This window comes from Lacibacter luteus (assembly GCF_004118265.1).
Lineage (GTDB): Bacteria > Bacteroidota > Bacteroidia > Chitinophagales > Chitinophagaceae > Lacibacter > Lacibacter luteus.
In genome coordinates this window covers 379068-394914 of the sequence record NZ_SDHW01000002.1, presented here as the reverse complement: position 1 = coordinate 394914, position 15847 = coordinate 379068, and the positions used below count along the sequence as shown (strand labels likewise).

Sequence of the window (15847 nt, the reverse complement as noted above, 5' to 3'; positions counted from 1 at the left end):
AACTAATTTATGAGAACACTTATAATCTAATATAAGCATTCATTTTAGGAATTAGTTTGAACAACTAAACTCAAGATTTGCCCAAGATTAGTTGAGTGGCCTTTGATCTTAACTCGAACATCTACACAAAACTCATCCGTGAATTCTAGTTCTCTATTTCCACTTTTTAATTTCTTTATTCCATCCTCATAAACTTCTACAACATGCGCTAATAGGTCTCGCTTTTGCTTCAACTCAGAATAACTAGTGCTAAATTGATTGCCTTTATGTGGATGCGTAATTTCGTGATCAATAGAGTCTATAATAAATTGGATAGCTAATATTTTTTGAGATGTATCAAACATTATATTGTCTTTTATAACGTTTTCAATTCTGTTGTTTCTTAGAAACCTATCAAAATCATCCTTTTTGCTTGATACTTTACTTTGTACATTTTCAAAAATTTTTTGAGTCAAACTATCCTTAATCCCAAAGGAGTTGGTACTGATAACCGTATTAATAATTGAGAGCATTGTATGATCGATATCACTCGTTTCTGCCATAATTAATCCTCTCATGTTATTTATGTCCTGAACTTTTTTGATTGTAGTTTTAATTACCTTCTGTACCTTTTCTTCAAAATCATCATTTTCACGACCAGCGCAATACGCTCCATCGATTTCATATTCTTTTAAAACGTTTCGAACTGCCTTTTCACCATCGGAGGAATAAAATATTACTTCAGTATACACACCTTCATTGTGTCTTATTTTGTCAATTAGCGCTGGCCCTTTAGTGCCGGCGAGATTTAAGTCGACAAGTAGAAGGTCATATTTTTCATAGTCAATTGCCTCAATATTCCTTCCGTCAATTTCGTTACGGGGTTCGGAAAAATTAAAGCCAAATTCCTCAACAATTTCTTTTACAATAAGCTTTTTAGCTTCAAAAGAGCTTTTAATATCCTCGAACCATAAAATATTATAATCTAGTTTCATTTTTTTACGATTATATTAAATTGAACTCCTTTTGGATTATTTGTATTAACTGAAATTTCCCACTTGTTTTCTGTAATGATATTCATAATGTGATAGAGCCCTAATCCAGTACTTCTTGTTGTTGAAAAAGTCTTAACGAATATTTCATTTACATCTTTTATCTCTTTGCTTATCCCCTTGCCATTATCTCTAAAGCAGATGTTTAATTCCTTATCGTTTGATTTATTTAACTCAATATATAATGAGGTAGCGTCGGCCTTCTTTGAATTGCTAATCATATTGTCAATAATAATTGAAACATCTAATGGACGAAACCTAATTTCAAAAGGACTCTTCAAATTATTCTGGAAAAGAACCTTTGTTTTTGTGGAGGAAAAATAATTAGAAATTTTGTTGACATAGTTTTCGATAAAGCCTGCTAAATCCGCTTTGGAAATGTCTGTAAAATTCTCAAATATTGCTCTTGATCCAAATTTCGAAATAGCTTCGATTTTATTGTTTTCAAAGGAAATTTTCTCAATGAAATCCTTTAATTCTTCATTTGAAATAATTGCGCCTTTCCCTAATTTTCTTGAGAATAACAACAACTCAGTTTTGATAACGTCTGTAATCACCCGGACCTGATGATGAAGATTTGTAACGTTGTCAATATCCTGAGAGGCAATTGAATTAGCAATGCTTAGCTGCTCTTTTTTCTTTTCGAGTTCTTTTTCTACCTGTTTTTTTTCAATGATTTTTGCATCCCTTTCTTTTTCTGCAGAATCAGCTCTTTTTAAAGATGATGTAATTGCCTTTTCAATTTTTTGTGCCTCTTTATAAAGATTTTTATCATTGGATTCTGCAGCAATTCGCTTAAAATTTTGAACTAATTTTTTTGCACTTTTTTCTTCCCTAAGCGATATCAAATTGATGATATCCTTGTTGTACTTTAATTCTAAAGTTTGCTTATCAGAAATATTTGCAATAAGTTTTACAAGACCTTCGATTGCTTTTTTAGATGTTAGATCAATATTTTCATCATCACTGTTAACGCCCCATTGTGTTACATCTACAACATACTTTTCAAGCCTTCTTAATGTTTGAATCAAGTATCCATCATCCGTATTCGTTAACTGTTCATATGCTTTTGTTTTTACCAAGCCATCTCCACGGCTAGTTGTTTCTCGTAGATCTTCATTTGAGTTTCCAATTGAAATTTCACCAATTAAACTTCTTAGACCAATATACCTAGCGTAACCTTGAAGCGCTCGATTTTCCAATCTTAAAGAATCATCTCCTCTTTCGCCGTAGGGATAAATCCGGAATCCATTTTTATAAACAAACAAACTACCAAAGTCTACATGCTCAACTCCTGTTCGCTTATGAAATGTTATTTTACCAGAACGGTTTAAAAAATATAATGTGATGTTTATATTGCTAAGCAAATCAAATTGGCTTTTTTCCTTTATTTCATAGATAAAGTTTTCCCTGTCTGTTAATCTTGTTGTAATTATTCCAGTATTGTCTATTTGTGATTCAATTTTTGTCGTCTTTATATCAAGTTCATTGAATACAAAGTTTTTTATCTCGCCATTTATTGTGCTATAGTACTGATGTATCTCGTTGTTGCCCTTTTCCTTCAGAATCTCTTTGTCTTTACTTTCTTCATCTGGAACGGAAAGAATGATTTTGAATTTTTGCAGATCATCAGAGCTGTTAAGATCAGGGCGAATGAGTTTTGAAAGTTTTTCTTTTAATTTTTTAAAGTTATCTCTGTTCCAAAAATCAACTGGAACGCCTGAAATTTCCAGAATAGTGCCATGTTTTAAGTTATAATTAGTTTTTTGAGCTACGGAATGTACTACCGGAATTTGCTCAAACAGTACTTTCTGATTTTTTTCGAACTTACTCCAGTCAACAAAAATATTTTCAATTCTACTGTTTGGTTTTTTACTGACGGTAGTAAGATTTAAATACTTTCCAAGTCGATCACAAGAAAATCGTCCTACACCCTTTGCTCCAGCATAAACTCTTCCTGACTTTATTTTATCTCTATAATCATCTTCTGTGTTATCTCTTTTAGCAGAATAACCAAGGAATAGCCACTTTTCGGTTAGATCTTTATAATCCATTCCCTTGCCGTTATCTTGTATGATTATTTGTGCATTATTTGAATATATGTCCTTAAAAATGATTTTCACCTCTGTTGCTCTGGCATCAAATGAGTTTTTTACAAGTTCAAATACAGCAACGAAATTGTCGGTGATCAAATCACTTCCAATAAGATTTTTTAAGGCCGAACTAACTTTAAAATATTTACTACTCATTTGCTGATTAGTTGTTTTAAAACTAATCCTCCCTGCTCTCCAAACAGAGGGGGAATAGCATTTCCTATTTGTGTATAACGAGGAACTTCTTTTACCCGCATTGGTCCTCCTGTAGTATATTTTCCCTTAATGGCATACCAATCAGGAAAGCTTTGTATCCGGGCATATTCCCTTACCGTTAATATTCTTGGTTCGGAAAAGTGAATATAATCATCTGGCAAAGTAGTTATGGTTGGGGCAGGGTGGTTTGGCGAGAGCGGAATAATCATATGTTTTTTAATGCCATACTTTTTCCTGGCCTTTTTGCTGATGTTTTTGTTAGGTGTTTCAGTGCGGAGCAAATCTTTAAACTTGTTTTCAATTTCTTTTTTGTGGTTGGCAAAGCTGTGGCTATCGGGAATTACATTATCATAGCCAGCACGTAATACTTCCTGGTATTTTGAAGTAGTATTTCCATACAAACCACTTTTGAATTTTTTGCCCCTGTCGGGTGTTGCCTCAAGATTAGTTTCATCTTTCTTAAGTAAGTCGGAAATAGCATTACTTAAGGTTGGCTTTTGCGGCAGACCTTTCTTTTTCAGAAATTGATATTTATTCGATTTCAACTGCCGGAAAAAATCCTTTGCAGAAGCTTTTGTTGTTGTGGCCACGTCTTTACGAACTCCCACAAGAATAAACCTGGTTCGTTTTTGCGGAATACCAAACTTCGAAAAATCGACCATGTGGCCTTCGACATCGTATTTAAAGAATCGCAGTGCTCTTAGGACATACTCTGAATAGGCCCAGCCTTTTGTTTTGTTGGTTTTAAATTCCTGGGTAAAGCCCCTCACATTCTCAAAAAAAATCATTTTAGGACGTACCAGCATAATAAACTGCAAGTAGGAACGAATAAGACCATTCCTGACATCGTTTTCTTTTCTCAGCCCTGCGTGTGAAAAGCCCTGACAAGGTGGCCCTCCTGTAACCATGTCAACTTTATCTCTTAACTGAAGTAATTGTTCTTTATAATCAGACAATACTTTGTTGATATCATGATTTGTTTGAGGAAGCCATTCAGGCCAATCAAAATGATTTTTTTTTAAAAGCAAGTTGTATTCGAGAGTTTCAAAAGCATCGGGACTCTTTTCAATTGCAAAAATTCCTTTCCAGCCAGCGTTGTGTAAGCCCAACGAAAGTCCGCCACAGCCGGCAAAGAGGTCTATGTAGGTAGGTTGTGTTTTTGGTTCCAAATTAATGAGTTAGAATTCTGAACCAAAATTATTATTTAGTTACAATATAGTGAATTGTAAATTTTTGTTGATAATCAACTACTTAGTTATAAATCTTTGAAGTTGTGTATTTTCAGTTTCACTGTATGAGGCACCCTATTGGCATCTTCAATGTGATATCCGTGATATTTTAGGCCTTGATGACAATTGAATTCTACATATTTTTTTTGGTTCTCGTCGTAGACATAGCGACGTTCTTCTTCCTCACCATTTTCTGAAAATGAACAATCTAGTAATTTTTGAACAGTTTCTTGATCGTTAGGTATATTGTAATATAGAGTGGACTCACCGTCATTTAAATTGTGTCGTTTGCTATCATGCTTTTCATGATGTTCAAATACAAATGCAGGAAAATGTTCAAATACTGAATTTGAAGAAACAATATTTTTTACTGCACAAGGTGTTTGAACCACAACATCAGCGGCGTCAATGATCTCCGATGAGAATGTAATACTTGCATTCCATTCTGTGACAGGGTAGCTGCATGTAAGTTTATCTTCTTCAAAAGCAAGACCTAATCCATAAACTGCAAGGCCATTAAATTGATAAATACCCTCCGGATGACGAAACGGCAAATGTGTTGTTATTGCAATTATTTTGCGTAACCATTCACGATCTTTAATATTACTTAGCCATTGGCTAAAAACGTAATTGTTTGCTATAAACTGACCAGAGAAAGCTGAAACAGAACTTGTGTAAACTGTTTTGTGCAATCTTTTTTCAAGTGTTTTTAACGAGTTAAAAAAGTCATCCATCCATTTGTTTGCTTCTTCCGGAGAAGCAGCAATATTCTGAAAGGAAACTTCGTTGAAAATTACCTCCATATTATTTATACTAGTTCAATTAAAGTGCGTTCCCACTCGTCGAAGAAACCTTCTGGCCAGGAATCAACTCTCCCGTTGTTGTCTAATATTGGCGTTTTGAAAATACTGAAGTGCTCTTCCGTTTCTTTATTTCTTTCAAAAAAGAACAAGCCTACATTATCTGCTCCGGCTTTAGTACGAAATGCTTCTACACGAACACCATTCAGTATATGATCGCTATGAGTTTCAACTAAAAGCTGAATATTGTTTTGAGAGGCTTTGAATAATAATTGGCCCACAACAGATTGGCCTCTCGGATGTATATGTGATTCAGGGTTTTCTATGAGAATTAATTTTTCTTCTTTGGCGCTTAGAATTGCAACCAACACTGGTAAAATATGAGATATTCCAAAGCCAACGTTTACAGGCCTGAACTCATTTGTAAATCCTGTTCCATTTTCAAATTCAAAGCCAAGCTTTGTTTGATCGACAGAAAAAAGATCGTCTGTTTTTAATCTTATTCCAGGAGAAATTTCACTGAGCCATGCTTCTACGTTATGACCTAAAAATTCAGATTTGGCTTTCGGGTGTATAAGATTTTCAAATACAACTTTTTCTTTATCTCCAAACTCTACCAAGTAATGCACTGCATATTCGCCATGAATTCCTATTTGCCGATTTTCATTAACATCAAGCTGCGATTTTTTATGAAGGCTTAAGGGTGATATGTGTTCAGCATTTATGTATTGAAAATTATTAGAAAACAGTGATTCCTTGAAACTACTAGCATCAAATTTTGAAAGTGCAGTATTTACAGGTAATACATGTTTTTGTGCTGAATAATCAAAAGCCCAAATTGATTCAGAATGCTGGAATACTGTTTTGAAGGTTAGTTGTTCTTCTTCTCCCGCAGCTTCATAAAACACGTCCTTACCTGTGCCAAGTTCTATATAATCACCTTTTAAAACAAGACCTACTTTTTCAAGTAAGCCTTTTTGATATGATTGCCTTAGTAGCAACAATGATTGAATAACTGAAGACTTGCCCATGCCATTTAAGCCTGAAAGAATGTTCAGTCTTTTCAAATCCATTGGAGCTTTTTTCAAAGATTTGAAATTGTAAATGTGCAATTGGTCTAACATAAGTTATCTACTAAATTTTGAATTTCTGAAAAGCGTTTTATAACTCTACTTTTATCGCTAGTAGATGTAGAAATTGAGTTTTGAAAAGCGTAGTCGCTATTCATTAGCTGAATGAACTGAAGATTTACGGAATCGCTATCGTTTATTAAGCTATTTATTCTTTCTTCGGACAACTTTGATAGAGTAACTGACCAGGTTTCGAATAAAGCTTTGTTTATCGGCTTGCGAGTATCTTCAATATGATATCTTTTTCGAAAGGCGTACTTATCAAATAACCTGATGCAGGCATTCATTGCTTTAATAAAATCAACTTTGATTTGATTTCTCTGAACAGGTGAGATAGTGGAGATTAAAGACATGCCTTTATTTAAAAAGCTATCTAAATCGGGCTCATACTCGTTATAATTTATAAGCCTAAATGAGACATACCTTGTAACGAAGTCCCTATCTAACATACGCTCTGTTTTGATAGCATAACATGTGGCTTTCTTAAATTCAGGTAAATCTGCCAGGTCCTTTACAAACTTTGCCGGCTCACCTTGATTCAGGGCATGTCGAATTTCCTGTGGTTCTAAAAATAACCCACTTGTGTTAATTCTTTTAAAGAGATTGTATTTTACCTGGATTGGAGTACCTGGGCTAATTATGTAAGTGGTTATTTCTGTCTCGTCTATTCTTCTTTTTAAATCTCTTGGTAAATCATCATACGATAGACCTTCAACATTTTTCAAAAACTCAAGATTTGCCAGTTTAAATGGTTGACCCTTAAAATTCTTGTCAATTACAAAGTTCTTCAAAGCAGAAACTCTTTGCAGTCCATCGACTATTAACCACTTATCGTCAACAGAGCCATCAAAATAAAAGGCAGGTAGCGGAAACCTAATAAGAATTGATTCGATTAAACGGCTTTGTTTTGTTATATCCCATAAATCACCTTGTCTTTGAAAATCTGTAAATAGGTCAATTTCACCATGGTTTAGCCTTTCAAACAATGCTTTCAACATCATTGTTTTACTCTTTATATCTATTAATTTCGGATCAAAGGGATCTTTAATGTCAATTGATATTTCTTGTACTTCTTTCTCAACCTCAGTATTTGTTTCTTCTCTTAAAATGTCATCATTAAGGTCATTTGCTAATTCTGTCTCAACCGAATCTTTCGGCCTGTAATTGTTAACAATTGAATATGTATCAATTTTGTCAGTTTCGAAACCTTCAGCTGTCAATGACCAGCGACCTCTTGATAATTTTTCCAGTAAGTTTACTTGTTTTAAATAGAATCTACCCCAAGCAAGTTCGTAAGCAAGTTTTGTTCTGTTGCCTTCATGAATTTCATGGGAGTCTTTCTCACTTAAATCCAAAATAGAAGTGACTTTTCTATCAATTTCGCTTATATGTGCTTCCCCGCCAAGCTCTTTGAATGCTTGAAACTGTGCCTCCATTAATTTTTCTCTTTGTGGTAACGCCATTCCAGATTGGTTTGTAGGGGTAAAATTACAGGGATAAACTTATAAAATTTTTGCATCTTCTGTTAACAGGACACATAAAACATAATGGTTTCGGTCTACAAACTAATGCTGCAAAATCTAAGATAGCCCAATTGATCTCTTTTGATTGTTCATGATTTGCAATTTTGTATGAGAGTTGCTGCAAGTAAGTATCATAGCGTATATCCGCCATTTTTCTTGGGCCAAAAAAACGTTCTAATACACGAGACATATTTACATCAACTAACGGGCTCGGTTGATTGAAAATAATTAACTCCACAGCGTTTGCGATGTATTGCCCCATGAAAGGAATTGATTCTAGCTCACTCCTTTCTTTTGGTAAACGGCCTTTTCGTTTTACCATCTCCTGTGCCAAGCTAACCAAGCGTTTAGAACGTTGCTTGTACAGGCCTACTGGCTTTAAATAGGTTTCTAATTTTTCAAGATTGGTGTTTGCTAATGCTTTCCAACTAGGGAAATCCTTAATGAACTGCGGGTAAAATTTTGCGATCGTTTCTGCTTTGGTACGTTGCAGTAAAGTTTCAGCAACAATGTATTGGTATTGTGTTAGACCTTTTTTACGCCAAGGAAAAGAACGACCGCTTTCTTTGAACCATTCCAAAAGTTTTTCTTGAAAGAAAACAATGCTGTGTTTTGAAAGAGGCGGCTTCATTGTTCAATTAAATTTTTTAGCGTGCTCACAGAAAGGGCTGTCTATAAAGAAGGGCTTCATGTCTTTGCCTTTGATGCGGCTCATGTTGAAGGAGCGTTGCTGGGGAGTATAGACATCGGCCATTGTGGTATAAAGTTAACCACGAAAGGCACTGCCCTTCGACTATCGCTCAGGATTGGCACGAAGGAAGACTATAGCTTACGCCGCAGATGGACACGAATGGACGCAGATTGTCCTTCGACCGGCTCAGTATTTACCACGAATTATCCGAATGAACACGAATAAGGCCACAGATAGACATTCATCTAATGATTGTATTTTATCCCGGGGTCCACAATGTGAGACCCCGGGCGGACAAAAACCAGCCATTACCAGCTACATTGAATGCATTTGCATGAATTGATCCGGTCAATCTGTTTTCAACAGTAGTTTATCGAATGAGCTGCAGCGTACCGCTTCGCTGTTCCGGTTTTTCGCCCACCATTTGCCAGGTACATCGCCATGCAAAAACACCGGGAGGTTGTGGTTGATTGTTGACCTGGCCATTCCAGCCCTGCGTTAAGTTGGTGGTAACGAAAATGCGTTCGCCAAAGCGATTGTAAATACTGAATTCATAAGCGGCCACCCTTCCGAAAAGAAAAGGTTTTATCACATCGTTTAACCCGTTTCCATCGGGTGTAAAGGCGTTGGGCATATAGAAGCCGGTGAGGCATTCTTTTCGTGTAACGGTGATGCTGTCGGAGCCCTTGCACCCGTATTGATCCTGCACCTGCAGCCAGTAAGTGCCGGGCTGGCTGATGTTGATTTGTTTTGTTGCGGCACCGGTATTCCACAGGTAGGAGGTATAGTTGCTGGCGGTATTGAGATCAAGTGTACCATACGAACAAACGGCGGTATCTGTACCAAGGTAAGGAACCGGTAAAGGGCGCAAGCCGGAGAGTTTGCTGACGCCTGTGCCACGGCATCCGTTTGCATCGGTTACTGTAACGCTGTATGTTCCCGGATTGAAAATGCTGATGGTGCGGGTAGTAGCACCGGTGTTCCATAAGTAGGTATCGAAACTACCGGCATCCAGCAACTTACTGTCGCCGGTACAAATGGCCGTATCCTGGTTGAGCTTTACAACAGGGGTGTCAAACACCTGCAATACCTGTATGGTGTCGGAAGAAGTACAGCCATTTGCGGCTGTAGCAATGACCCAGTAGGTTCCTGATGTTTTTAAGACGGCCTGTTGTGTTGTAACTCCTGTGCTCCATGCAAAGCCGGCAAAACCGTATCCTGCGCTTACAATTGCGCTATCTGTTTTGCAAAATGATAAGTCGGCCCCGAGCTGAACAGGCGGCGAGTTATTGACTTTGACCCGGATGGTATCGAAGCCAAAGCAGCCCGGTGTTTTTTCGGCTTTGAGGAAATAACTGATATCGGCTGTGGGGTTTACAATGATTTGTGCTGCACCCGGATTGCTGATGGCCGGAGCCGGCCCCCAGCTGTAGGTAATAAATCCGGCCGGAGCGTTGATGTGCAATGTGTCGTTGTTGCATTTCACACGATCGGGACCCAGCGACAGCGGCACGGGAGGAGCCTGAGCAATGCGTATGGTATCTGTGAGGATATTGTTGCAGGAGTCGTTTACTTGTACCCAGTAGGTACCGGGTTGTGAGGCGGTTAATGAATCGGCTGTTGTTCCATCGCTCCACAAATAGTTTAAGAAGCCCTTCCCTGCTTTTAGGATTCTTGTGTTACCGTCGCAGAGGCTGGTATCTGCGCCGAGGTTGAGGGTGAGGTTTCCTTTGGGACGAACATCCACAACAAGCGAGTCGATTACAGGGTTACAGGAGAATTCGAGCAGGGCACGAACGGTTAGTTTTTGAAACGAAGTAAAACGAACCTGCAAGGAACTGTCGGTCTGCTTTATTATCTGACAACCGGTTGGCGGAAGTATCCATTTGAGCGGAATAGCGCAGCCGTTGTTTCGCTTTACTTTAAACTCAACGGTTTCGTTGAGGCGGCAAATATCGGTGGGGCCGTATAATCTGATAAAGGAACAGGAGTCAATAAAATCTGTTGGACAATGAAAATAGGTATGCGGGTAGGCGGCGGTAACGGTAAGCGGTTGCGGGCTGAATGTACTTACAGCCGAACCTTCGGTGGTCCAGGCAAAGGGCACATTACGGGCAACAGCATCGTGGATGGTCACCGGCGTTTCAGTAACCCTGCAATAGGGATCAGACGGATTGACCGCTGCCGAGTCCATTTTTACAAAGGCAAATTTGAGGGAGTGATCGGTGAAGTAGTTGTTGCCGGGACCAGATTCTTTACCCAGGCCCACGAGCGCATCTTTTGCTCCGGCTGCTGCGTAGGCCAATGGAGCATTGGCATAACGCATATAGTGTTTGGTCCACACAGGGTTGAAGTCAGCGTCAAATTTGACAAATATGCTATGGGCAAACGAATAAGGTTGAAGGTTTAGTAATTGTATCCCGTGGTTAGCAAGATACCAGCTTCCTCCGGGAAGGGGAAGCAGAACAGAGTTTGCGGTAACCAGAGGGATGGAGGTGGTGGCAACGGTTTTGGCCCAGCGGGGGTTGCCGGCTGTATCTACATGAATGATTGTGTTGTTGGCATTTGTAATACCGGTGGTGGCAAAACAATTCAAGACGAGGCCATCTTTATACCATTGCAGATCCCGGGGGTTTACATATTCATTGTTCACCAACATCGTTTTGGTCCAACGGGTTTGGCCAGTAGTATAATTTAGTTTCAACAGATTGCCGAAAGGGGTTATCGTTCCGGTTACGGGTCCGGGTTGAAAAAGGGCAACATCACAGAAGAGGTAGACATCGTTGTCTTTGTGAAGAAGCTTGGTAGCAACATAACCGGTAAGCGATCCTCCAGGTTTTTCGAAGAAGCGAGTCCATTGGACGTTTCCATTTGTATCGCTTTTTATTACTACAATTCCTTTATTCCAGACCTGACCCCCAATAACAAAATGTCCGTCGTCTGTTTCAAGAAGTGAGGTAAGCGTCATTTGTTCGCCATCTACGTTGAGCGTGCGGCTCCAACGTACATCACCCGTACTGCTGAGGTTGAGCAGAAAAAGCTTGTTATCGGTGAGACCGGTAACCAGGAATCCTCCATCTTTCAGCGCCAGTGTTTTTTCCACTTTTGTGTAGAATTGGTTACGCAGTGTTCTGGACCATTCGGCACAACCTCCTTCAGCAATTTTAATAACCAACCCGCTTTCGTAAAAAGTATAATTTCCAACAGGAATATCTGCAACATATCCTCCAGCCAGATAACCTCCACCTGTTGCGGATGTAATGCTGGTGGGGGTGTTGGTAAACCCTGAAAGTCCCTGGTATGCCTGAATTTTATCACGGTTGGCCGGTTGCTGTCCTGTGAGTACATACACGGCGATAGATGTATCACTGCAAGTTCCGTTGGAAGCAATTAGTTTGAATTCATATACGCCTGCATCAATAAAATAATAATTAAAAGACGGCGACGTAGAGAGTGTCAGCCCATTGATTACCCATTTCAGCGAAGTGACATTGGTGCTGGTGCTTTGAAACGATACGGGCCGATCTGTTGTAAAAACAGAGTCTCTTGTTGCAGGTGTAAAAGAAGCCGAAACAGCACAATTATTTGCGTACGTTGTAGCAGGCTGTGCAAATAAAAAAATGAATATGAACCATGTTAAAATTGCAGTGATTTTCATACTCGGATAAAAATAATGCTTGTGTGATTTATTCAGCAGTTTTTTTGCCATATAAAAACTCAAAACACATGGCTTTTTTCTTATCGACTGGTATCCTTATCAATCGAAATAAAAAAGACCACGTTGCATTTTGCAGCGTAGTCTTTTCCACTTTTCGTCTTATCTACTTTAGTCATTTATTTCTTTTTCTGAAAACGGCTTGACTTTTCATCCAGTTCCACCATTTTTCCATTGCTCATACGAATATCATTTACTACCTGCACAGAGTCGGCTACACCTTTTGCATCTTTCCAGCTTTGGGTGTACCAGATGGTTACCCATTCGGTTTTTTTATCGGCCGATATTACCGATACATAGTCGTGCATGGTTACCTTCAGATCGTTATACATTTTACGGGCATCAGCAAAAAATTTCATCGCACTGTCACGGCTAAGCTTGGTCTGTAACAAATCAAAATTTAACTCCAGCGAATCACCGATGCTTGCTGCCAGTGCAGCAGAATCTTTATCAACAAAAGCTTTTAAACCCGCCATAGCAGCAGCTACATTTTCGTTACTGCCAATGGCCCAGTTGTGGTAAGGCGATGAAAGCGTGTAGGGTAGGGTTACTTCAGCAGCTGCAGGCGCATCTGTTGTTGTGGTTTCGGCAGTTTTTTCCTGGCTGTTGTTGCAGGATGTAATGGCGAAAGCCATGCATAAAAAGGCAAAGATCTGTTTCATGAAAGTTGATTTGGTTTTAAAATGATGAAGAAAAAAGCGGGCGGGACTTGCAGCAATCAAGCAGTACGAGTTGTTGAAACGGATAAATAAGGTAGCGCATTCCCAACCAAATTGCAAGCCTTTGCTGGTTTTTGTTCGCTTTGCTCTCAGATATGAAATGGATTCACAAATAACGCAGATTGGAGGGATTGACACTGATTGTTCGCTACGCTCACAATGTTTTTTCACGCAGAGGGTACTAAGTCAGGCCGCTTGGAGAGGTCTGACCTGAATTAAGAAGAATGTGTTTTGATTTCGTGTGTTTCGTGCCCTGCCCTTCGTAGTTTCAACGAAGAATGGATTTCGTGGCAAACCCGAGTGCGGCCAAAGGACTATCTGTTTTTCTTTGTGTCTCCCTGTCTCCGTGGTTCAATTACTTTTCTCATAAATATTAAACAACCTTTTCACTACCGATACAATGGTTGTTGCAAGAATTGCTCCCGAGAAAGCAAGCATAATATCTTTCTGTGCATCCCAGATATCGCCTTGTGTGCCGAGGTAAGCATCGCCCTGTGCTTTGAAAAACACATCGGCCACCGCCCACTCGATCAACTCATAAAACGCACTGATGGAAAGTGTGATCTCAATCGGTAATACCCACGATACGAGTTTAGGATAACCGATCCATTTTAAAAACAACTCCCGCATGGGATAGGCAAGCAGAAAACCAAAACTGAAATGCACAATACGGTCGTAATGGTTACGCTCCGTTTGAAACACATCTTTCAGCCAATACCCAAACGGATTTTCGGCATAGGTATATTTTGAACCATATACATGCAGACAGAGATACACACATACCAGCAGGTAGCTGAGATCACTGAACTTGTATTTGCGGTAGGTGAACAACAGGAATCCTAAAAAAAGAAACACGAGCGTGTTCTCCAGTATCCAGTTATTCATGTCGGTAGTGCCAACCAATGTGCTGATCCATACGCCTGTAAAAACAGTGATGAAGATCCAGAGCCAGTAATTTTTTTGTAACGGTGTACGGTAGGTGGAAATAGCGAGACTGAAGGGCATGTGCTTTTTTGGTTTGAGGGCAAGATAGTAAACTAAGCGTTTAAAAGAGGGAAAAAGGAAAAGAGGAATGTTCGCTACGCTTAAAGGGAAGAAATAGAGTCACAGATAACACGGATTGAAATGATTAACGCAGATTGGGTTGTTCGCTTTGCTCATAATGTTATTTACGCAGAGTACAAGAGAGAGAAGCGATGAAGAACGATATGGTTTGTTTCGTGCAATTAGTGTCATTCGTGGCTGTTTTCCTCTGTGTACCTTGCTCTCTCTGCGTGAATGTCTTTGAAATACCCTTTATAAGCCACAACTTTGTACACACTTAAATAAACGGTTCATGACAAAAGATGAATTGATACAATACCTGAACGAACACAATGCCGAACAGGTGAAGTTTGCTTTTGCTGATATTGATGGCGTATTGCGTGGCAAAGTGATCAGTAAACTAAAACTCCTCGATACACTCGAAAGCGGTATCGGTTTTTGTGATGTGGTGTTTGGCTGGGACAGTAATGATGCCGCTTACGATAATGTGCAACTAACGGGCTGGCATAGCGGCTATCCCGATAAGCAGGTGCATATCGATCCGTCAACGTTACGTACTATTCCCTGGCAAAATGATCTGCCTTTTTTCTTAGCCGATTTCAGCAAGAGTAATGTAGCAGCTTGTGGCCGTTCGTTGTTAAAGAAAGTTGTGAAGGAGTGTGAAGACATGGGTTATCATGCTGAGTTTGCACAGGAGTTTGAATGGTTCAACTTTAACGAGAGTCCGCACAGCCTGCAGCAAAAACAGTTTGTACAACCTGAACCGTTTACAACGGGTATGTTTGGTTATTCCATTCTGCGTACATCGTTGCAAAGCGATTTTTATTTTGATCTTATTGATCAGCTTAACAAATTCAACATACCTATTGAAGGCATTCATACGGAAACCGGTCCGGGTGTGTATGAAGCAGCCATTGTGCATGATAACACATTGGCTGCTGCTGATAAAGCAGTGTTGTTTAAAACAGCGGTGAAAGAAATTGCTTACAAGCACGGCATCATGGCTTCGTTCATGGCCAAGTGGAATGAACAATTACCGGGTTGCAGTGGTCATATTCATCAAAGCCTTTGGAATCCTTCAACAAAGGAAAATTTATTCTACAGTAAAGAAGGCAAACACAACATGAGCCAGCTGATGGAACATTATGTGGCAGGCTTGCTGTATTGTTTACCGCATGTGTTGCCGATGTATGCGCCTACAATCAACAGTTATAAGCGACTGGTAGAAGGAGCGTGGGCGCCAACAACTGTTACATGGGGAGTTGATAACCGCACAACCGCTGTGCGTGTGTTACATCCATCAGAAAAATATACACGTGCCGAAATGCGAGTGCCCGGCAGCGATACCAATCCGTACTTAGCCATTGCAGCTTCACTGGCTTCGGGTTTGTATGGCATCAAACATCAACTGCCGTTGAATATTCCTGCAACAAAAGGAAATGGATATAACTATAAAGACAACGGTGTGTTGCCATCTAATCTTTTAGAAGCAACAACACACATGCAACATTCATCCGTTGCTAAAGATCTGTTTGGCGAAGACTTTGTTGATCATTTTACCAATACACGTTTGTGGGAGTGCCGCCAGTTTGCAAAGCATGTAAGCGATTGGGAGCTGAAAAGGTATTTTGAGATTATCTAAGAGGATAAAAGAAG

General features: G+C 39.3%; 11 protein-coding genes. 1 reads left to right on the top strand and 10 read right to left on the bottom strand.

Annotation, left to right across the window (positions count from 1 at the left end):
* Positions 1 to 44: 44 nt before the first annotated feature.
* From ESA94_RS09365 to ESA94_RS09315, 10 genes are all read right to left on the bottom strand, one after another.
* Entirely contained in the window at positions 45 to 974 is a 930-nt protein-coding gene (locus ESA94_RS09365; protein ID WP_129130624.1) for a response regulator, read from the bottom strand.
* Entirely contained in the window at positions 971 to 3280 is a 2310-nt protein-coding gene (locus ESA94_RS09360) for an ATP-binding protein (RefSeq protein WP_129130623.1), read from the bottom strand. Before ESA94_RS09360 ends, ESA94_RS09365 begins: the two co-directional genes overlap by 4 nt.
* Positions 3277 to 4509 carry a DNA cytosine methyltransferase gene (locus ESA94_RS09355; RefSeq protein ID WP_129130622.1) on the bottom strand — a complete coding sequence of 411 codons (1233 nt, stop codon included), beginning with the start codon at positions 4507 to 4509 and terminating at the stop codon, positions 3277 to 3279. Before ESA94_RS09355 ends, ESA94_RS09360 begins: the two co-directional genes overlap by 4 nt.
* Before the next feature lie 86 nt (positions 4510 to 4595).
* Complete coding sequence (locus ESA94_RS09350; protein WP_129130621.1) at positions 4596 to 5372, bottom strand: hypothetical protein; 777 nt, start codon at positions 5370 to 5372, stop codon at positions 4596 to 4598.
* Between the two features lie 5 nt (positions 5373 to 5377).
* Positions 5378 to 6442 (bottom strand): AAA family ATPase, encoded by a 1065-nt coding sequence (locus tag ESA94_RS09345; RefSeq protein ID WP_164972684.1) that lies wholly within the window; start codon positions 6440 to 6442, stop codon positions 5378 to 5380.
* 44 nt (positions 6443 to 6486) lie between these two features.
* Positions 6487 to 7962 (bottom strand): GmrSD restriction endonuclease domain-containing protein, encoded by a 1476-nt coding sequence (locus ESA94_RS09340; RefSeq protein WP_129130619.1) that lies wholly within the window; start codon positions 7960 to 7962, stop codon positions 6487 to 6489.
* 25 nt (positions 7963 to 7987) lie between these two features.
* A complete protein-coding gene (locus ESA94_RS09335) occupies positions 7988 to 8653 on the bottom strand; it encodes an HhH-GPD family protein (RefSeq protein WP_129130618.1) in 666 nt (221 codons plus the stop codon).
* 430 nt (positions 8654 to 9083) lie between these two features.
* On the bottom strand, positions 9084 to 12422 hold the full coding sequence (locus ESA94_RS09325; protein ID WP_129130616.1) for a T9SS type B sorting domain-containing protein: 3339 nt from the start codon (positions 12420 to 12422) through the stop codon (positions 9084 to 9086).
* Positions 12423 to 12547: 125 nt separating this feature from the next.
* Entirely contained in the window at positions 12548 to 13090 is a 543-nt protein-coding gene (locus ESA94_RS09320) for a hypothetical protein (RefSeq protein ID WP_129130615.1), read from the bottom strand.
* 408 nt (positions 13091 to 13498) lie between these two features.
* Positions 13499 to 14152 carry a DUF2238 domain-containing protein gene (locus tag ESA94_RS09315; RefSeq protein ID WP_129130614.1) on the bottom strand — a complete coding sequence of 218 codons (654 nt, stop codon included), beginning with the start codon at positions 14150 to 14152 and terminating at the stop codon, positions 13499 to 13501.
* Positions 14153 to 14483: 331 nt separating this feature from the next.
* Here ESA94_RS09315 and ESA94_RS09310 point away from each other — a divergent pair, with 331 nt between their 5' ends.
* Entirely contained in the window at positions 14484 to 15833 is a 1350-nt protein-coding gene (locus ESA94_RS09310) for a glutamine synthetase family protein (protein WP_129130613.1), read from the top strand.
* Positions 15834 to 15847: the final 14 nt, after the last annotated feature.